The 19,134-nt window shown below is 68.9% G+C and carries 11 protein-coding genes; 8 read left to right on the top strand and 3 right to left on the bottom strand.

Annotation, left to right across the window (positions count from 1 at the left end; translation table 11 throughout):
- From KDL01_RS07060 to KDL01_RS07040, 5 genes are all read left to right on the top strand, one after another.
- The coding region (locus tag KDL01_RS07060) for a DUF8189 domain-containing protein (RefSeq protein WP_212527531.1) at positions 1-1,131 on the top strand (1,131 nt) is incomplete at its 5' end.
- Positions 1,132-1,296: 165 nt separating this feature from the next.
- Entirely contained in the window at positions 1,297-2,082 is a 786-nt protein-coding gene (locus KDL01_RS07055) for a class I SAM-dependent RNA methyltransferase (RefSeq protein ID WP_212527530.1), read from the top strand.
- Between the two features lie 865 nt (positions 2,083-2,947).
- Positions 2,948-3,100: a hypothetical protein gene (locus KDL01_RS07050; RefSeq protein ID WP_212527529.1), complete on the top strand. Its 153-nt coding sequence runs from the start codon at positions 2,948-2,950 to the stop codon at positions 3,098-3,100.
- Between the two features lie 359 nt (positions 3,101-3,459).
- On the top strand, positions 3,460-5,088 hold the full coding sequence (locus KDL01_RS07045; protein WP_212527528.1) for a CHAP domain-containing protein: 1,629 nt from the start codon (positions 3,460-3,462) through the stop codon (positions 5,086-5,088).
- Positions 5,089-6,775: 1,687 nt separating this feature from the next.
- Positions 6,776-10,396, top strand: coding sequence for a choice-of-anchor D domain-containing protein (locus tag KDL01_RS07040; RefSeq protein ID WP_307846153.1), 3,621 nt, complete (start codon positions 6,776-6,778; stop codon positions 10,394-10,396).
- A gap of 168 nt (positions 10,397-10,564) precedes the next feature.
- Here KDL01_RS07040 and KDL01_RS43120 read toward each other — a convergent pair whose 3' ends face one another.
- On the bottom strand, positions 10,565-11,749 hold the full coding sequence (locus KDL01_RS43120; protein WP_246576059.1) for a GH12 family glycosyl hydrolase domain-containing protein: 1,185 nt from the start codon (positions 11,747-11,749) through the stop codon (positions 10,565-10,567).
- Positions 11,750-12,082: 333 nt separating this feature from the next.
- Between KDL01_RS43120 and KDL01_RS07030 the strand changes: the two genes are divergently transcribed.
- Positions 12,083-12,736: a TetR/AcrR family transcriptional regulator gene (locus tag KDL01_RS07030; RefSeq protein WP_212527527.1), complete on the top strand. Its 654-nt coding sequence runs from the start codon at positions 12,083-12,085 to the stop codon at positions 12,734-12,736.
- A gap of 525 nt (positions 12,737-13,261) precedes the next feature.
- Here the strand turns inward: KDL01_RS07030 and KDL01_RS07025 are convergent.
- Together KDL01_RS07025 and KDL01_RS07020 are read right to left on the bottom strand one after the other, a co-directional pair.
- Complete coding sequence (locus KDL01_RS07025) at positions 13,262-15,757, bottom strand: ABC transporter permease (RefSeq protein ID WP_246576058.1); 2,496 nt, start codon at positions 15,755-15,757, stop codon at positions 13,262-13,264.
- A complete protein-coding gene (locus KDL01_RS07020; RefSeq protein WP_212527526.1) occupies positions 15,754-16,500 on the bottom strand; it encodes an ABC transporter ATP-binding protein in 747 nt (248 codons plus the stop codon). The genes KDL01_RS07025 and KDL01_RS07020 overlap by 4 nt, the downstream gene beginning before the upstream one ends.
- A gap of 143 nt (positions 16,501-16,643) precedes the next feature.
- Between KDL01_RS07020 and KDL01_RS07015 the strand changes: the two genes are divergently transcribed.
- Positions 16,644-17,843, top strand: coding sequence for a sensor histidine kinase (locus KDL01_RS07015; RefSeq protein WP_212527525.1), 1,200 nt, complete (start codon positions 16,644-16,646; stop codon positions 17,841-17,843).
- Entirely contained in the window at positions 17,840-18,517 is a 678-nt protein-coding gene (locus KDL01_RS07010; protein WP_212527524.1) for a response regulator, read from the top strand. The genes KDL01_RS07015 and KDL01_RS07010 overlap by 4 nt, the downstream gene beginning before the upstream one ends.
- Positions 18,518-19,134: the final 617 nt, after the last annotated feature.

The raw sequence follows: 19,134 nt of genomic DNA, 5'->3' as shown, positions 1-19,134 counted from the left end.
CCCTCGTCCCCCGCCCGGCCGCACGCGGCGACCGTGCGCATCCCCGCCGCCGAGCCCGGCGCGCTGATCTCGGTCGCGGCCACCGGATCCGCCGACGCCGCCTTCGCCCTCTCTCCGACGCACACCCTCGTCTACGCCGCCCAGCAGGCCGGCCCCGGCGGCTGGTCCTCGTTCAACGCGGTGCCGGGCCAGCCGTCCGGTGCGGCGGGCGCGCCGGCCGCGGTGACCGACACCGCCGGGGACCTCGAGGTCTTCGACGTGCTGGCCGACGGCGCGATAGCGGGCGGCCGCCAGACGTCGGCGGGATGGCAGTGGTCTGTCCCCGCTACCGGCGCCGCACCACCCGGAACGCCGACCGGAGACCTGTCCGCGATCACCCGGCCGGACGGCCGGATCGAGGTGTTCGTCCGACTCTCCGACGGGTCGGTCGCCGCGGCCGTAAGCAGTAGCGCAACCGGCTCGGGCGGCTGGTCGGCCTGGACCGAGCTGGGGGGCTCGCTGGCCGGACGCCCGGTGCCGTTCGACGACGCGGGCGGCGATCTCCAACTCTACGGCCGCAGCTCCGCCGGCACCCTGGTCTGGACCGTGTGGAACGGCTCCTCCTGGAGCGGCTGGTCCACCATCGCCGGCCCCACGGACCTGGCCGCCGACCCGACCCCGATCTCGAACCAGGACGGCGGCACCGAGGTCTTCGTCACCACCGGCTCCGGACAGGTCGACCACGCGTGGATCGATACCTCGGGCCAGTGGGCATGGGGCGGTCAGCTCGCCGCCGACAACCTCGGCTCGACTCTGACCGGCCAGGTCGCCGCGCTGCGCTGGCCTGACGGTCACCTCGAGGTGTTCGCCCGACTCGCTGACGGGCGGCTCGCGCACGCATGGCAGAACTCCGCGACCGGCGCGACCGGCTGGTCCGGCTGGGCGCCCTGCCGGTCGACGTCGCCGCTGCGCCGGCCGCCTACGTCGACGCCTCCGGCAAGCCGGAGGTGCTCGCCCGCACCTCATCCTCGTCGGTATCGAACGAGTACTTCAGGTCGTCGGCATCCGACTGGTCGGCACCGGTCGGCCTCGGCTTCTGACAGCACTCCGCGATGCGTTTCCCGGCGCGGGCCCTTCCCCCTGTCGTTTTGATCGGTTTCTGGTGGACGGATCGGGTGTGCGGTGGTCGACTGCCTCCGGCTCTGTCCCCCGCCGGTCGTCGAGCACCGCACTGCGCGGACCTCGCAGGCTCGGGAGGAATGAATGAGGCTTGTGCGAAATCCATTGATCGACGACCGATGCGAGGAGCCGGCCGCCATGTCCTTCCCCCCACCCACTCCTGTCTTCGAACACTACTTCGAGCTGCGCGAGCACCTGCTCGGCCCGCTCCGCGACGAGATCGTCGGCGCGGCCGAACTGTGTGCCGCGGGCCGGCTCATCTACGGAAGTCCGGAGAACTTCTCCCTCTTCGGCATACCCGCACCGGACATGACCGACAAGGGCCTGAGATTCCTCGGCCGCACCGTCGTCGAATGCTCGATCGACGCCTACGCCCTGCCGCTGTGCGAAGCGGTCGCCGAGCTGCGGGCGGCGCTGCCCGGCGCGGCCGAGGCGATGGTGGTGGACCTGTTCGCCGGCTCCGGGAACCTCGGCTACCACCTCGGCAGACGGCTCGGCGCCCCGGTCTTCGCGGCGGACCTGGACCCGGTCGTGCACCGCCTCGGCACCGCCAACGCCGATCTGCTCGGTCTGGCGATCGACCTGCGGCACTGCGACTACCGCGACCTGCTCGCCGAACTGAGCCCGCGCGGTCCGGCCGACACCTACGTCGTCGAACCGCCGTGGGGCCCCGCCTTCACCGCGGCCGGCCTCGACCTCCAGTCCACCACGCCGCCCGTGCACGAGATCCTGGCCGACATCCGCCGCAGCCGCGCCGGCCAGTCGTGCCTGCTCGTGGTGAAGACCAACGACCAACTGCTGCCCGGCACCATGGAACGCGCGTTCCACAGCGCGACGCACCTGCGCAGCGTCACCCCGCCACCGACCCTGCCCTATGGCGCCAACATGGACTTCCACGTCTTCCGCCTCGACCCGGAGCGCTGAGCCGTCTGCAGCCACGTCATCGCCGCGCTGAACTGGGTGGATGACGAAGCGCAAGCCGCACTGGTCGAGACTCGACGACCGGCACGTGCGACCCGGGTCGGTCGCCGCCTAGAGCCAGCCGCGGTGGGCCGCCTTGATACCGGCTTCGAATCGGCTGGTCGCCTCGAGTCGGGAGGGAGGCCATCATCCGGCGTACGGTGCGCAAGGAGATGCCGAGGCGGGAGCCGGCTGATTCGTCGGTCATGCCGTGGGAGAGCACGGCGAGCAATTCGCGCTCGGTGTCGGTGATGCCTGATTCCAGGTCGGTCCTGCGGGCGGCGCCGAGCGGAACCGCGGTGGCCCACGCCTTTTCGAACAGCTCCTGCAGTGCGTGGACGAGACCGGGCCCGGTGACGTAGAGAGCGCCCTGTCGGGTGTTGGCCGGATCGAGTGGCACTGACGCCCGCGAGATCGTCGAGCGCGACCCGCACCGTGCCCTCGGCCAGGCCGGTGGCCTCGGCGAGCGTGGTGACCCCGACATCCGGGTGCTCGAGCATGCACGAGTAGACCGCCGTCGCATCGACGGTCGGCCCCAGTGCCTCCAGCATGCGCACCCCTGATCGCAGGGCCCAGTTATCAGTGTCCTCATGATGCCAGTCGCCTGCCCCGGTGCAACGGTGCCGCTTTCGCGTCCAGTCGGCACGGCGGGGCCGTGATGGCATCTTGGTGCCTGCCACCTTGGCGCCGTGGAAAAGCCTTGGAGCCGACCCTTCCGTGCGCCATAGTTTCGCTTAGTGAAAGCGGCTCGGAAGAGCCCCGCAAGACGATCGCTTCACCGGTCAGGTGAAATTCTGAGAAAACACGGTTTTCGAAAGGGGATACACCCATGTCTTCTTCAGCCCGCATACTCGCCGGCCTGAGCCTCGTGATCGCCTTCGTATCCACGATTTACTTCGTGGACGCCCGGCGGGGACCGGCGTCTTCCCCGCACGCCGCCGTCGCCACGAACGGCCAACCGTCCGACCTGACCTGGGGCTGAGGATGTACGCCGTCCACGCCGCGCTGATCAGGAGGAACCCGGCTCCGTTCAGTCCGAATGAGACGGCCGGAGTGCTGGACGCCCGTGGGCCCATGCGACGGTCGAGGACGGAATAGAGCACATACACGCCCGCGCCGGACCCGCGGGAATAGATGTCCTCTTCTTCGTCACCGCCCACTCCGAGCCGCGCGCCCAGGAGTCCGTGCTCAAGCTGCTGTCGCGGATCCGGAGCCGGTCGCGCTCCCTCTCCGAGTCCTATTCCATTCCGGATTGTTTTGACGAACAGCTATAACGACCAATCTCCATGCCCTGCGATTCGAATCTTCGCCCGAGATCAAATTCACGAACAGGAGTGCATCATGTTGATGAACGACCGCCGCCCCGTGACCGTCCCCGCCGCGTGCACGGGCCCGAAGCGCCGCCATGCGGCCTGGGTCGCCGCCGCGGGCCTGCTCGCCCTGCCGCTCACCGTCCTGGCGACGCCCTCGGCGTTCGCGGCGACCGAGCCGATCAAGGTCGTCTTCCAGGACAACGACAACGTCCTCGCCGGCTACTCCGCCAGCGGCACCAGTTTCACCACCACGCTCGGCCTGATGGCCGGAACCAACCCCTCCGTCGCGCAGTTGGCGGACGGCAGCTACGAGGCGGCGTTCGAGGCCAACAACGACTACCTCGGCTTCAGCCACCTCGGCGGCGGCACGCTCAACACCACACTCGGCATGGACTCGGGCACCAGCCCGGCGATTGCGGCGCTGCCGGGCGGCGGCTGGGTCGCGGCCTTCCAGGACAACGTCAACCAGCTCTACCTCTACGATTCCAGCGGACATAAGATCAACACGGGCCTGGGCATGGCCGCGGGCACCAGTCCCGCCCTGGCGGTCCAGCCGGACGGCAGCTACCGGGTGGTCTTCGAAGCCAACAACGACGACCTGGCCGGATACAACTCCTCCGGCTCGAACTACACCACCAACTCCGGGATGAAGGCCGGCACCGGCCCCGCGATCGCGGCACTTCCCGACGGCACCTACGAGGTCGCCGTCGAGGCCAACACCACCGACCTGACCACCGTCCACCTCACCAGCACGTGGTCGATCAACAACACCACCCTCGGTATGAGCGCTGGCACCAGTCCCTCGGTCGCGGCCCAGACCGACGGATCGTTCAAGGTCGTCTTCGAGGCCAACAACGATTACTTGGCCGGATACAACTCCAGCGGCACGAACTACACCACCAACGCCGGGATGAAGGCCGGCACCGGCCCCTCGATCATCCCGCTGCCGGACGGCACCTACGAGGTCGGCGTCGAGGCCAACACCGCCAACCTGACCACCGTCCACCTCACCAGCACGTGGTCGATCAACAACACCACTCTCGGCATGGACGCCGGCACCAGCCCCTCCCTGGCCGTGCCGTACACCACCGCGGCCACCAGCGTGGCCGGCAGCATCGCCGCGCTCGCCAACGCCAATATCGGCAAGGGCGCGGGCACCTGCTCGCAGGCGAACAGCTCCCTCAACAGCCTCGGCGGTAGCGAATTCAACACCAGCTGCACCGGCAACGGCGGCAGCGCCGAGTACTGGTGCGCCGACTTCGCCCTGTGGGTCTGGGCGAACAGCGGCGTCAACACGACCGGACTCACCGCCGCCGCGGGCAGCTTCGTCACCGCCGCATCCCAGAACGGCAGCACCCTGGAGTCCTCGTCCAGCTACGCTCCGCAGGTCGGGGACGCCGTCGTGTACAACTACGGGATCGACGGCAACGGCCCCGGCGTGGCCAGCCACGTCGGCCTCGTCACCGGGGTGAACGCCGACGGGTCGATCACCACCGCCAACGGCGACTTCGGCGGCGGGTCCGGCGGCGAGACGGCGTTCGCCGTGACCTCGACGGTGCAGACGGCCACGATATCGGCCTCGCAGAAGTACGTCGGCAACACGCCCAGCTCGGTCGGTATGACGATCAGCTACTACGTCACTCCCAGCGGGCTCTGACCAGCGTCCCGCCGGACCGCCGACAAGCGGTGCGGCGCGAGGAGTAAAGCAGTGCGGGTGGGGCCCGAAAGCCTGTCCAGGCTTTCGGGCCCCACCCGCACTCCGCACGGCGACCGCCGGCAGACCACCCCGGCCCTGCGTGAGCGCGCCCCGGGGCAGTAGGCCACCAGGCCAGCCACGGTCAGCTGGCTGGTGGTCCTGGTCAGGGCGAGGACTTGACCGCGAGTCCGGCGCCGTTGCTCCAGATCTCGTAGCCGAACTCGACACCGACGACGGACCAGTTGGCGGTGGCGCCCCTGGGGGGCCAGTAGCAGACATCGCCCGCTGAGCTGCGCGATTGATGCAGCTGAGCTATCGAAAGAGCGCCTATGCTTCCGACGGAAGTGCTCGGGGAAGAAGGGGTCGCCGCGTGATCTCTTCCGATCTGAGCACTTCTGCCGGAACACTTCGGTCGGGAAGGCCGGACGGCGTTTCTCGCAGCAGTCGGAATACCTGAATCTGGGCCGATTTCGGGGGCGCCAGTCCGTGCCTCAAGGCGACGCAAATCGTCCGACTGGCCGTCAAAAAGCCGCTGAACTGCGGCTATGATCAATGCAACCGACAATCAACCGGTGACCTCTTCCGTGTCAGGGCCCTAATTCCGCGTTCATGCCACATGACGTGCCGACACGCCGCATCGGCAACCACTGCTGCAGGCCAACGCGGAAGAGGTCTTGGCATACCTTCCTGACGAATCATCAACAGGCAGGTGGCTCTTCGTCGAGAGGCGCGGGCGGTACCCGCCCAGAACCTCCTTTGAACTGCGATAACGCTGGTAGGCGAAACCGGGGTCGAACCAGTGACGACCTCTTCCGCGTGAAAAGAGGAGACCAGCTCACTATTTGTCGATGATTGGCCTTGGCTCAGATTCCAAAGCCTCCTCCCTGGCTCGATGTGCTCACCCGCGCACCCTCGCCCGCGCGACGATGGCGGCGGCCGGCGTGGCGGCGAAGAAGGTACATGACGATCGTGTCCTGTTGGAGGCCGAGTGCCTCCGCGTTGGGCGCGGAATCCGCGGCGAGCGTTGCCCGCGCGCGCGGCTTCGCGGACTCGAGTGACTTCATCAAGTTCTTGCGCGCGAACGGAGGGCGACCCCTGCGGCCTTCCGGGCGGCGGCAGGAGGGCTTTGAAACACGTCGCCTGGGACTTCGCAGGTTGAGCTTCCCGAGGTTCTCGATGACGTCCCGCCGGATGGCGGCCTGAGAGCGGCGGCCTCGGAACGGCGGCCTGCGTGGGGCTGGGGGAGGAAGGCGGTGGGGCGCGTGCCGCCGTGATGCCCGTCGCCGATCCCGGCTCGCATTGCGTGGCTTTGGATCTTGCGTGCGCAAGTAAAGATTAATCAGGGCTGCGTCCAGATATTGCGCTGCGATGTCAGAAACGTTACGGTCCCCCTTACGTCGTCAGCAATCTGCAACTGCCCACCTCGGTGAACCACCTCGTCGCTCATCCGGACACTGAGCCGGCGAGGCGGCTTGCTGTGCCCTGTCCGCATCGAACCCGCCTCATCCCGCCGTATCAAACCTCTGCACCAGCCCACCACCGCACCATCCGAGCACCGCACCCCGCACCACCGCATCGCCGCACCTCCATCCCGCCTGACCGCGGTGGCGCCGGCCTGGCCCGGCGTCGCCGTATCGAAAGGAGCACGGTGTTCCACTCCATCCGAGAGCTGAGACGGGGCGTCGCCTTAGTCGGCAGCACCGCGTTGCTGACCGGCGGCGTTCTCGCCTTGGCGGTGCAGACGGCTTCGGCCGCCACCGTCACCGGCGGCAACGGCGCAAGCCTCCCCTATGTCGAGGTGCTCGCCCAGAACTCCCCGAACACGGGTACGGTCGTCGGCCCGGACTGGCTCATGGGCCAGCTGACCCAGTCGGCCGTGGGCCGCGAGGCGGTCACCCTGACCAGCGGCCAGTCCGTCACCTTCACCTCGCCGGTCGCGACCGACTCGATCGACCTCCGTTACAGCATCCCGGACACCTCGGACGGGTCGAACTACACCGCGCCGATCTCGTTGTACGTCAACGGCGTCCAGCAGCCCGACCTGACGCTGACCAACGAGTACGAGTGGCAGTACGGCAGCTACCAGTTCACCAACACGCCGGGCCCCGGCGAGACGATGCACGCCTTCGACGAGGTACACAGGCTGTTCAGCACCACGTACCCGCAGGGTTCGACGTTCAAGCTGCAGGTCAACTCCGAGGACACCGCCTCCTCGTACACGATCAACCTCGCCGACTTCGAGAACGTCCCGGCGGCGCTGACCCAGCCGGCCGGCTCCGTCTCGGTGACCAGTGAGGGCGCCGACCCGACCGGCGTGAACGACTCGACCGCCGCGTTCAACAACGCGATCACCGCGGCCGGTGCCGGCGGCACGGTCTGGATCCCGTCCGGTACCTTCCTCATTCCCGGCCACATCACCGTCAACAACGTGACGGTCGAGGGCGCTGGAATGTGGTACTCGACAGTCACCGGTGCGGCGCCGGGCTTCTTCGGCCTCGGCACGCCCTCCAGTTGCGGGGTCCCGAACAACGCCGCGGGTGTCAGCACCAACGTCCACCTGTCCAATTTCGCGATCTTCGGACAGGTCAACGGCCGAAACGACTGCGACCAGGACAACGGCATCGGCGGTGCGATGAGCAACTCCACCGTGTCGAACATCTGGATCGAGCACATGAAGGTCGGCGCCTGGATGGACGGGCCGATGACCAACCTGACGTTCAGCGGCATGCGGATCCGCGACACCTTCGCCGACGGCATCAACCTGCACGGCGGGGTCACCGACTCCACCATCACCAACAGCAACATCCGCAACACCCAGGACGACGGCATCGCGCTGTGGGCCGACTCCAGCCTCGGGGCCGACTCCGGCGACACGATCTCCGACAACACCGTCCAGGGGGTCAACTTCGCCAACGGCATCGGTGCCTACGGCGGCAACAACAACACCATCACCGGCAACCTCGTCGAGGACTCCGGCCTGATCCAGGGCGGCGGCATCACGGTCGCCCAGCGCTTCACCTCCACCCCGGTCGGCCTGTACACCATCAGCAACAACACCATGATCCGCGACGGCCAGCTCGACCCGAACTGGCAGTTCGGTGTCGGCGCGCTCTGGTTCGACGGCAGCCAAGGCACCGTCACGGGGCCGATCAACGTGACCAACGCCCTGATCGAACAAAGTCCCTATGAGGCGATCCAATGGGTCGAGGGCACGGTCAGCGGCGTCAACCTCGACAACGTCTCGATCGTCGGCACCGGCACCTTCGCCCTACAGGAGCAGACCGGGGGCTCGGCGACGTTCACCAACGTCACCGCGACCGGCGTGGCCCAGGCCAACGGAAGCCAGGGCGACGTGCCGAGCTACAACTGTGAGGGCAACAGCTTCGTCGTCACCGACGACGGCGGCAACTCCGGGATCAACCCGGCCAACTGCAACATCGGCGACAACCCGCCCCCGGTCTTCCCGCCGTTCCCGCCGTCCGCCGTGTACACCACCCCGGGCGCGTTGAACTTCGGCTCGCTGGTGGTCGGTCAGACCAGTCCCGCGCAGAGCGTGTCGGTGCTCAACCCGACCAACTCGGCCGTGTCCGTCTCGTCGATCGCGGCCTCCGGCCCGTTCGCCGAGACGAACAACTGCGGCTCGTCGATCGCGGCGGGCGGTTCGTGTACGGCCAACGTGACCTTCACCCCGACCGCCACCGGTGCGGCCACCGGAGCCGTGACGGTCACCGCCGGCGGGGTCACCAGCACCACCACCCTGTCCGGAACCGGCACCCCGCCGGGACCGGTGCTCAACCTCTCCCCGGGCGGCCTGAGCTTCCCGAGCGAGCTGGTCGGCACGGCCGCTCCGAGCCAGACCATCACGGTCTCGAACTCGGGCACCAGCTCGGCGACCGTCTCGAGCGTCGCGGTGTCCGGTCCGTACACGGAGACCAACAACTGCACCTCCGTCGCGGTCGGCGGCTCCTGCACGGTGACCGTCGGGTTCAAGCCGACCGCCGGCGGAGCGAACCCGGGCACGTTGACGATCACCAGCAACGCCAACAACAGCCCGACCACGGCGTCGCTGTCCGGCAACGGCATCAGCTCGAGCACCAACCTCGCGCTGGCCGGCACGATGACGGCGAGCAGCACGGCCTCGGGCTACCCGGCGACGAACGCCAACGACGGGAACACGAGCACGTACTGGGAGAGCACCGACGGCGCCGCGTACCCGCAGACGCTGACCGCGAATCTCGGTCAGTCGTACCCGCTGGGCTCGGCGACCGTGACCCTCCCGCCGTCCACCGCCTGGGGCACGCGTACCGAGACGTTCTCGGTCCTCGGTTCGGCCAACGGCACCTCGTGGACGACGCTGGTTCCCTCGGCCGGCTACACCCTCAACCCGGCCACCGGGAACACGGTGAGCTTCAGCCTGCCGTCAGGGGTCAACGACCAGTACCTCCAGCTCTCGTTCACCGGCAACACCGGATGGAGCGCGGCGCAGGTCTCCGAGTTCGAGATCTTCCCGGGTTCCGGCAGCTCTTCCGGCACCGCGACACTGAACGCGTCGCCGACGGCGGTCGCTTTCGGCAGTGAGGCAGTGGGCTCGACCAGTGCCGCCCAGTCGGTCACGGTGACCAACACCGGCTCGGTGGCGGCCGCGGTCTCCTCGATCTCGACCGCCGCTCCGTTCGCCGAGACCAACACCTGCGGCAGCACCATCGCCGCCGGCGCGTCCTGCACGGTGAGTGTGACCTTCCAGCCCACCGCCAGCGGCGCCGCCTCGGGGTCCCTGACCGTGGCGAGCAACGCCACCAACTCCTCGCTGACCGTCGGTCTCAGCGGCACCGGAGGAAGCACCGGCCCGACCAACCTGGCGCCGGCCGGGACGATGTCGGCCAGCAGCTACACCCAGACCTATGCGCCGAGCAACGCGAACGACAACAACACCAGCACGTACTGGGAAGGCACCAACGGTGTCTGGCCCACGACCCTGACCTGCAACCTGGGCGCCTCCCACTCGCTGAGCTCGGTGGTCATCGACCTGCCGCCGGCCACCGCGTGGAACACCCGCACCCAGACGCTCTCGATCCTGGGCAGCACCAACGGATCCAGCTACACCACCCTGGTCGGCTCGGCGACGTACACCTTCAACCCCGCCACGGGGAACACGGTGACCATCGCCCTGCCCAGCGGAACCACCGCCCAGTACGTCCAGCTCTCCTTCACGGCCAACAGCGTCCAAAACGGCGCCCAGGCCTCGGAGTTCCAGATCTGGGGCAACTAGTTGTAGAAGCCTTCAGCGCAGGCTGACCTGACCGTCAGACGACCTGATCGCACCCGTGCCGCCGGGTACATGTGCAGTACGCATGTACTCGGCGGCACTGCCGTGTCCGCGATTCCCACGGTCATGGCGCTCCTGCCGAGAGGCGAGCCGTCGCCCTCTCACCCTTTGTCAGGGCAGTATCCACTGCTGGTTGGCGCCGTCGCCGCAGTCCCAGATCTGCAGCTGGGTGCCGGAGCCTCCCCAGCCGGTGTCATCCAGGCATTTGCCGGATTGCGGGTTGACCAGCTCGCCGTTCGACTGCGGTACCCAGACCTGCGCGCCGGTGCCGTTGCAGGTGTAGAGGTCGACCAGCGTGCCGTCCGCGGTGCCGCCGGCGTCGACGTCCAGGCACATGCCCAGGACTTGCAACGTGTTGCCTGAGGCGACCGTCCACTGCTGCGCGCTGGTGCCGTTGCAGGTGTAGACCTGAACCGGGTTCTTCTCGGCCGTACTGGCGGAGCGGTCGTCGACGCACAGCCCCTGGTAGCCGGTGATCGGGCCGGTCGCCGTCGGCGGGGGTGTGGTGCCGCTGCCGATGTCGACCGAGTACGCGTTGGTGGCCAGTCCGGTGCCGGCCTGCCATATCTCGAAGCCGGCTTCCAGGTCGATCAGGTAGTCGGAGTCGGTCATATAGCCACGGGTGACCGAGTCGGCGGCGAGCAGGTCCACGTCGAGGTTGCTGACCGAGGTGGTCCCGGTGTTCATCACGTAGGACACGACGTTCCAGGTGCTGGCCCGGCTTTCCCACACGGTGTAGGTGTATCCGCCGATGGAGACGTTGCTGGCGACCACGGAGCCGGCGGGCTGGACGCCGCCGTTGTGGTTGATCCAGATCATCATCTCCTCGGCGTTCGGCTGGCCGGAGGTGGTGGGGGTCTGGTTGTACCAGATGTCGTAGGCCACGTCGTAGGCGCCGGTGTAGGTCTGGGTGGTGTTCCAGCTCGTGGTGACGGTGCCCGGGGTCATGCTGGAGACCGGGATCGGCAGTCCGCTGCCGGAGGTGCACGATCCCCAGTGGCAGCCCTTGTACACGGCCGGGTAGCCGCCGGGGGCTCCGTCGGTGGCATTGTCGATCGACGAATTCGCCACGGTGAAGTCGGCGTTCCCGTCGGTGGTCACGCATTCGGACGCGCTGGAGTCCCACTCGTTGTTCTCGACGGTGTATGCCCCGCCGGACACGGCGGCCGTCTGTGAGTTGCACAAAGTGGTGGTCGCGGCCTGCGCGGGCGCGGCGGTGAGGGCGAACGCGCCGGACGCGGCGAGCGTCGCGATCGCGACGAAGACGGGCGTGAGTCTGTGCCTTGCACGTTCCATGCGATTGTTCCTTCTCTCGGGATGATCGGGTTGCGCGATGGCGTGCGGGCGGTGGGCGCCTGCGCCAGAACAGATCATTGGTGAGTAGCTACTAACTACTCACTTGGCCGGGCGCCGGGAATATATTGCCGGGAACGAGCCTCCGCAAGAGCCCTTTGCGATACCCGCGCGCAGGCGGCGTCGACTCGGGCCCAAGGGAATCAGGACACGGATTACCAAGGTCGGCGCCCAAGCCGCTGGCCTCGGCAGAGCGGGCACAGCGCCCATGTGCCTCGGTAGCATGGCCCCGGCACGGATCCACCGGAACGACGGAGCGACGGGAAGATCGAGACCATGGCCGAGGGCGCGCCCCCCATCTACCGGCGCGACCGCCGTCGCCTGCCGGCGGCGCAGCGGCGGCGGCAGATCATCGACGTCGCCACCCGGCTCATCGCCGACCGCGGCTTCTGGGGCGTCTCGATGCAGGACATCGCGGACGGCTGCGGCCTGACCGTCCCCGGCCTGCTGCGGCACGTGGAATCGAAAGTGGGCCTGCTGATCGCAGTCCTCGAACACCGCGACATCGAGGACGCCCTGTCCCTGCGCTCCCACCTCGGTGCCAGCGAGGACGAAGTGCCGCTGGACTGGGGCGGCCGCGGCCCCGCGGGCGTCGGCCTGCGCCGACTCTGCGAGGCGACGATGCGCCGCAATGCCATCCAACCCGAGATCGTCCGGCTGTTCACGGTGCTGGCCGCCGAGTCCCTGGAACCGGCGCACCCCGCGCACACCTATTTCGCCCGGCGTCAGCAGGTGGCGACTGCCGCCTATACCGCGCTGGCCGCGCAGTTGACCGCCCGGCCCGAGACGCTGGCGAAACAGATCATTGCGATGATGGACGGCCTGCAGCTCCAGTGGCTGCGCAATCCGGAGAGCACCGATCTGGTGCAGGAGTGGCAGATCGCGGCCGAGGCCCTGTTCGCCGCGTTCACCGAGCCGGCGTCATCCTGAATGCGCAGGCCATGTGGCTGCTCGGCACCCCGGCCGAAGAAGCGGGTGGTGGCAAGATCCTGATGAGGCTGTACACCGGTTGCCCGGTGTACAGCCTCTCGCCTGCTACGTCATCCGCGCCTCGGTGCGCTACTAGGGTCGTCTGTGTGGCAGTGGTCGCCTCGGTCGGTGTTGGTGCGCAGGTACCTGTCGTTCACGTGCGCAGTTGGCTGTATGGGTGCCGCGCGGCTACTTCTCGCTGATCGGGTTCCCGGTCTCGTCCCCCTGCTCGTCGGACACGATTCGCTCTCCAAAGATCTCCCCGGAGTACACCGCTTGCGAAGGAGCGAGGTCTACGTCAGGTCCGTCGAGGTCGAGAACGCCGACCGCCATGCTGGGTGCCTCTCACGCCTTTGCGTTAAGGGAAAACGCCGGAATGCCGACCTCCCGAGGTGTCAACCGGGGGAGGCCGGCATGGGCGTTCCTGCCGCGCCGTGCAATGCCCAGCGCCGCTTTTGCCGCGGCGATCGGTGGCTCTGCTCTGTCCTACTCGGTCCGCAGCGCGGTGGCGGTCCGGGTCCGTGCCGCCCAGCCGGCCGGCAGCAGTGCCCCGAGCAGGGCGATCACGATCCCGCCGGCCAGCAGGGGGATGAGCAGCCCGGCGGTGTAGGTGTGGGTCACGCTCGGCGGCAGGTGCCGGCCGATCGCGTTCCCCATCGGGGTCAGCGTCGCCTTCTCCACCGCGACTCCGAGCGGGACCCCGATCAGCCCGGCGACCAGGCCGGTGAGGGACACCGAGGTCAGAACCATCGCGATGGTCTGCTTGGGTGTCATCCCGAGGGCCTTGAAGATCCCCAGATCATGAGCCCGCTCCCGGGTGTCCTGCACAACCGTGCTCAGCACCCCGAGCGCGGCGACCGCCATCATCATCAGCGTAAGCGTGGCCACCAGGGCGCCCATAGTGAGTACCACGATGTTCTTGCCCCCGTCCGAGTTCGGCTGGACCGAGGCGTTCAGCGGGGTCAGCGCGGCGGCGGCTGAGGTGGACCACTCCGCTCCGTTGACGTTCGAGGCCAGCTCGACGTTGAACTGGTCGATGTGCGGGGTCAGACCGGCGGCGGTGAAGGTGGCCGCGTCCGTCATGACCGTGTAGTCGCCCACGTTGGTGTCGAAGTTGATGCCGACGACCTTGAGCGGCAGTTGCTTGTTCTGCTGCACCACGGTGAGGTCGTCACCGACGTGGATCCCCACCGCCGAGGCCAGCTTGTCGCCGACCACGGCCTCGCCGGGCGCCGAGTACCAGCGGCCGGACAGCAGCTCCATGCCCGTCCAGGAGAAGTCGCCGGTAGTCGTGAACACCTCCGGCGTTTCGCCGCCGGGCGGGGCGCCGACCATGGTCGCGCCGCTGTCGCCCCAGCCGAACGCGGCCTTCGTGCCCTCAATCTCAGCGAGCGCGGCGGCCACCTTGTCGGCATCCAGGTGCGGGTCGCGCGGGTCGTTGGGGCCGTAGCGACCCCAGGGCACCCCCACGTCGGCGGTGGGTTCCACGAACTCCGACGCGACGTTGAAGCCTGAGGTACTGGCGTCCAGGTACCTGTTGAACCCGGTCTCCAGCCCCACCGCGAACGTGACACTCACGACGCCGAACAGCACCGCGGCACCGACCAGGACGGTCCGGGCCGGCCGGGCGAACGGCTGGGCCAGCCCCAACGACATGGCCCGGGGCAGCGGCAGCCGCGAGGCCAGACGCTGCGCCCTCTGACCGCCCCCGGCCTTGGGGGCGCGGCCGACCACCAGCGCCCGCACCGTCGGCATCCGGCCGGCCCGCAGGGCCGGGATCAAGGCCGTGACGCCGACGATCAGCAGGGTGCCCAGCGGCACCACGGCGCTGACCCACAACGGAATCGTGGCACTGGCCGCACCGGCCGCGCCGAGCTGCTGGGTGGCCCCGCCCAGGATCGGCACGGCCAGGAGGTTGCCGAAAACCGTGCCGAGCACCAGGCCGAGTGTCGCCGGGATCATGGCCTGCGCGGTGTAGGCGCGGGCCACCTGCGCAGGGGTGAAGCCCAGCGACTTCAGAATCCCGATGCGCCGGATTCCCGAGGCCACAGCCCCGCTGACCACGATCGAGATGATCAGCACCGACATGAACAGCCCGAGGATCCCGAAGCCGATCAGGAACGGCACGTAGGCCTTGGCGTTGCCGGTCGCCTGCTGCTCCGCGATCAGGTACGACTGCCCGCTCTCGACCGCGCCGGCCGGCACGGCGGCGGCCACCGCCTGCTTGTCGGTGGCGATGTCGGCGTTGGTCCCGGCCTTGGCGAACCGGTAGAGCATCTGCTCGTCGGACTTGGCGCCGGCGGCGGTGAGCCGCGCGAAACCGTCGGCGGTGAGGAAGCCGGTCGCGCTGTTGGTCACCGAGTCGGCGAAGCCGACGACCTTGAACGAGGGCTTGCCCGGCAGGGAGGAGAACACCACCGAATCGCCGAAGCAGTCGGCGGCAAAGTCCTGCGACGGCAGGGCGATCTCGCCCGGGCCGGTCGGCCAGTGCCCCCGGGTCAGCGCCAGCTGGTCCATCCCGGAGGTGCTGCCCAGGTCAGGACGCGTGCTGACGGTGATCGGGCCGTTGTCGCTACCGGCACGCTCGGCGCAGTCCGTGCCGATCGTCGTGTCCAGGGCGGCGGCGATCGGGTACGGTCCGGCCGCCTCGGTGACGCCGGCGGCGTGAGCGGTGGCGGCGGCCTGCGCGGCCGTGACCTTCGAACTGCTGAACTGGATCGCCAGATGCGCGCCGTTCCGAGCACCGAAGGCGTGCTCGAACGGAGCCTGCACGGCGGTCAGCAGGCCGAGCGAGAGCATCGCGGTGGTGACGGTCGCGAACGTCGTCAGAGCCATGACGAGGGACTGCAGGCGGCGCCGGCCCACGCCGGAGCGTACGACCTTGCCCAGGGCGCTCGGGCTCGCCGCCGGCAGCAGGCGGGCCACGGCATGGACGCCGACCTCGAACAGGCGCCGGGGCATCGGCGGCTTGCGCAGTGTCATCGGGCCTCTCCCGCCGGACGGGTCAGCGGCGTGCGGGCGGCCGGTCCGGCACCGCTGCCGTGGTTGACGACGTCCCGCTCGACCGCGCCGTCCACCAACTCGATGGTGCGGCGTGCGGTGTCCGCGGCCAGCTGGATGTCGTGGGTGACCAGCAGGATGGTCTGGCCCTCGGCGTTCAGGTCCAGCAGCAGCCGCCGCACGTCCTCGGCCGAGCTCGAGTCCAGAGCGCCGGTCGGCTCGTCGGCCAGCAGCAGCGCAGGCCTGTTCATCAGGGCCCTGGCCACCGCCACCCGCTGCCGCTGCCCGCCGGACAGCCGCTGCGGGTAGGCCTTGGCGTGCCGGTCGATGTCCAGCGAGCCGAGCAGCTCGACGGCCCGCCGCTTCGCTTCGGCCTTGCCCATCCCGGCCAGCTGTGCCGGAACCATGACGTTGTCCAACACGGTCAGATCGTCGAGCAGATTGAAGAACTGGAAGACCAGGCCGATCGAGGCCCGGCGGTACTTCGCCGAACCGGCCTCACCGAGCTGGTCGACGCGGGTGCCGTCGACGGTCACGGTGCCGCTGGAAGGCTTGTCCAGGCCGGCGATCAGGTTCAGCAAGGTGGACTTCCCGCTGCCGGAATGGCCGAGGATCGCCACGCACTCACCGGCCGCCACGGACAAGGTCACACCGGCCAGTGCGGGCGGGCCCTCGTCATATTTCTTCGTCGCGTCTTGGAGAGCGATCATGGGTGCATTCGTCATGGTCACGAACCTAGAAACGGACCATGATCCCTGGCGTCGGCCGGCGGATGTCACCTTTCCCGCAGGCCATCGGCCCGGGGGTGTACCGGCGTACATCCCCGGGGCGACGCGCAGGGCCCACGCCACGGAATACGATCTGGCGTATGGAAGAGCTTCTCCGGCGTCTGTCGACATCGAAGCGTGTGACCTGGCTGATGTCGCAGCCCGTGGTGCTGGCCACCGCCGGCTTCTACGCGCTGATGCTCCCCTTGACGATGCCGAGCCCTGTCGACGGCCTGTTCCGGTTCCCCGACCTCGGGCACTTCCAGACGATTGGTCTGTGCGTCGTGCTCGCCCTTCCGGTCCTGCTGGTGCGCCGTCAGCCGGCGGCCGTCTTCGCGGCGGTCCTGGGCGAATCGGTCCTGGGCGACATTTTCGGGGCGCGGCCGCTGGTCGTGTTCATCCTGCTCGTCGCCTTGGGCGGGTACCTCGCCGCCCGGCGGCCGAAGGCTGCCGCCGTCAGCTCCGCCGCGGGCGTCGCGGCCGCGTTCGTCAACGACGTCCACGTCCGCGGGCAGTCCGTCGGCGGCGCGGCCCAGTGGGCCGGGTGGATAGCGTTGTGGTTCGCGGTCGCGTGGGTCTTCGGAGGGGTGTATCGCAAACGCCGTGAATACCTCGAAGCCCTGCAGGAGCAGACCGCGGCCCGCGTCGTCATGGCCGAGCGACTGCGGATCGCCCGCGAACTGCACGACAGCGTCGCGCACAGCATCGGGATCATCACGGTGCTGTCGGGAGCGGCGGCGCGGGTCGTGGAGACCAAGCCCGAGCAGACACGGCAGGCGCTGACCGGCATCGAGACCACCAGCCGGGAGACGCTGCTTGAGTTGCAGCGCATGCTCGGGGCGCTCCGCCGCGCCGAGCCGGACGACGCTATGGCGCAGGCCGCTCCGCTGGCGCCGGCCGGCAGCCTGGCCGACGTCCCGCAGCTCGCCGAACGCACGGCCGGCGCCGGGGTGCGGGTTCATGTGACCTGGCAGGGCGAGCAGCGTCCGCTGCCGCCGGAGATCGAACTGTCGGCTTTCCGGATCATCCAGGAGTCGGTGACGAACGTGGTGCGGCATTCCGGGGCGCGGACATGCCGGGTCGCGGTCGGTTACGAGTCGACAGGAGTGAGGATCGAGGTGGTGGACGACGGGGACGAAGGTCTCGGCGGGCCGGGCCGTCCGAGGTTCGCGGCGGGCGCCGGCGGGAGCGGTTTCGGCCTGCTCGGCATGCGCGAGCGGGTGACGCTGCTGTCCGGCCAGTTCAGCGCCGGCCAACGTCCGGAGGGCGGATTCCGGGTGACGGCGAGCCTCCCGGCATGAGCGTGCGTGTCCTGCTGACCGACGACCAGCCCCTGATGCTGGTCGCGCTCACGATCCTGATCGGCGACACCGACGACCTGGAGGTGGTCGGCCGGGCCGGCGACGGCCGCGAGGCGGTGCGCCTGGTGCGGGAGCTGCGGCCGGACGTGGTGGTGATGGACATCCGGATGCCGGGCATGGACGGCATCGAGGCGACCCGGCAGACGACCGCCGAGCCGGACCCGCCCAAGGTGCTGGTGCTGACGACCTTCGACGACGACGAGTACGTCTACGGCGCACTGCGCGCCGGCGCCAGCGGATTCCTGCTCAAGAGCATGGCCCTGGACGCGATCCTGGACGCGATCCGCGTAGTGGCGGCCGGCGACGCGCTGATCGCGCCGAGCGTGACCCGACGGCTGATCGCGGACTTCGCCGGAACGTCCGGCCCTGCGGCCCCCGACGCCGGGCCCGCCGCGGACTCGGGTCTCATCGCGGGAATCACCGACCGGGAGCGCGAGGTGCTGGCACTGGTCGGACAGGGACTGTCGAACGCTGAGATAGCCGAGCGGTTGGTGATCAGCGCGGCGACGGCGAAGACGCATGTCGCGCGTCTGTTCGCCAAGCTCGAGGCCCGGGACCGCGTGCACCTGGCGATCATCGCCTTTGAAACCGGTCTCGTACCGCGCAGACGGTAGGGCAAGATCAGTAGAACGATCGGGACCACAAGTCCGCCGCGTTCCAGGTGCGCCAGCGCGCCCCTGGCCGCAACGGGATTCGACTCGAGGTTGTTCAGGAAGTCACGGACCGGTGCGGGGTCGGTGAAGCGCTGCAGATCGTTAACGAGAACGTCACTGCCGTGGACCGACGGCGGAGCGGATTCCAGCATCGACTACCTGTTCGACTGGGAGCCGCGCCAACTGCTGCAGACGATGAGGCGGCGGGCGTGCGGGTAACCCGGAACGGCGTCAGCTACGAGTGAAGTGCCCCCCCGGGACGCCGACACCGGGTTTCGTGCGGCTTCGGATATGGGTTTAGCAGCGGATTCAGGCCGCTGCGCACTGAGCTGAGACCCTGGTCTCACCCTGATAGCCACCGGCGCCGCCCTCGGTGGACGAACACCCACATCCCAGGACGTAACCCCTGCCCGATCGTGGTCAACCGGCGCCGGTACTTCAATCGAACGAGGTTGTTGCACAGCGCGCCCGGGCCAGTTTTCACGCTCCGCGCTGCTGTTCACATCTGATTTCGTGACGTAACATCTTCCGCGACGACAGACCGAGCTGGCCGTCCATGAGCTCCACACCGGGGCTGC

It is taken from the genome of Actinospica durhamensis (genome assembly GCF_018139695.1).
GTDB lineage: Bacteria > Actinomycetota > Actinomycetes > Streptomycetales > Catenulisporaceae > Actinospica > Actinospica durhamensis.
This window is presented reverse-complemented; position numbering and strand designations above follow the sequence as displayed.

Bases quoted from the DNA above. Each gene is read 5' to 3' on its own strand.
- KDL01_RS07045 (WP_212527528.1), top strand. From the start codon at position 3,460: ATGTTGATGAACGACCGCCGCCCCGTGACCGTCCCCGCCGCGTGCACG.
- KDL01_RS07015 (WP_212527525.1), top strand. From the start codon at position 16,644: ATGGAAGAGCTTCTCCGGCGTCTGTCGACATCGAAGCGTGTGACCTGG.
- KDL01_RS07050 (WP_212527529.1), top strand. From the start codon at position 2,948: ATGTCTTCTTCAGCCCGCATACTCGCCGGCCTGAGCCTCGTGATCGCC.
- KDL01_RS07025 (WP_246576058.1), bottom strand. From the start codon at position 15,757: ATGACACTGCGCAAGCCGCCGATGCCCCGGCGCCTGTTCGAGGTCGGC.
- KDL01_RS07055 (WP_212527530.1), top strand. From the start codon at position 1,297: ATGTCCTTCCCCCCACCCACTCCTGTCTTCGAACACTACTTCGAGCTG.
- KDL01_RS43120 (WP_246576059.1), bottom strand. From the start codon at position 11,749: ATGGAACGTGCAAGGCACAGACTCACGCCCGTCTTCGTCGCGATCGCG.
- KDL01_RS07010 (WP_212527524.1), top strand. From the start codon at position 17,840: ATGAGCGTGCGTGTCCTGCTGACCGACGACCAGCCCCTGATGCTGGTC.
- KDL01_RS07030 (WP_212527527.1), top strand. From the start codon at position 12,083: ATGGCCGAGGGCGCGCCCCCCATCTACCGGCGCGACCGCCGTCGCCTG.
- KDL01_RS07020 (WP_212527526.1), bottom strand. From the start codon at position 16,500: ATGACGAATGCACCCATGATCGCTCTCCAAGACGCGACGAAGAAATAT.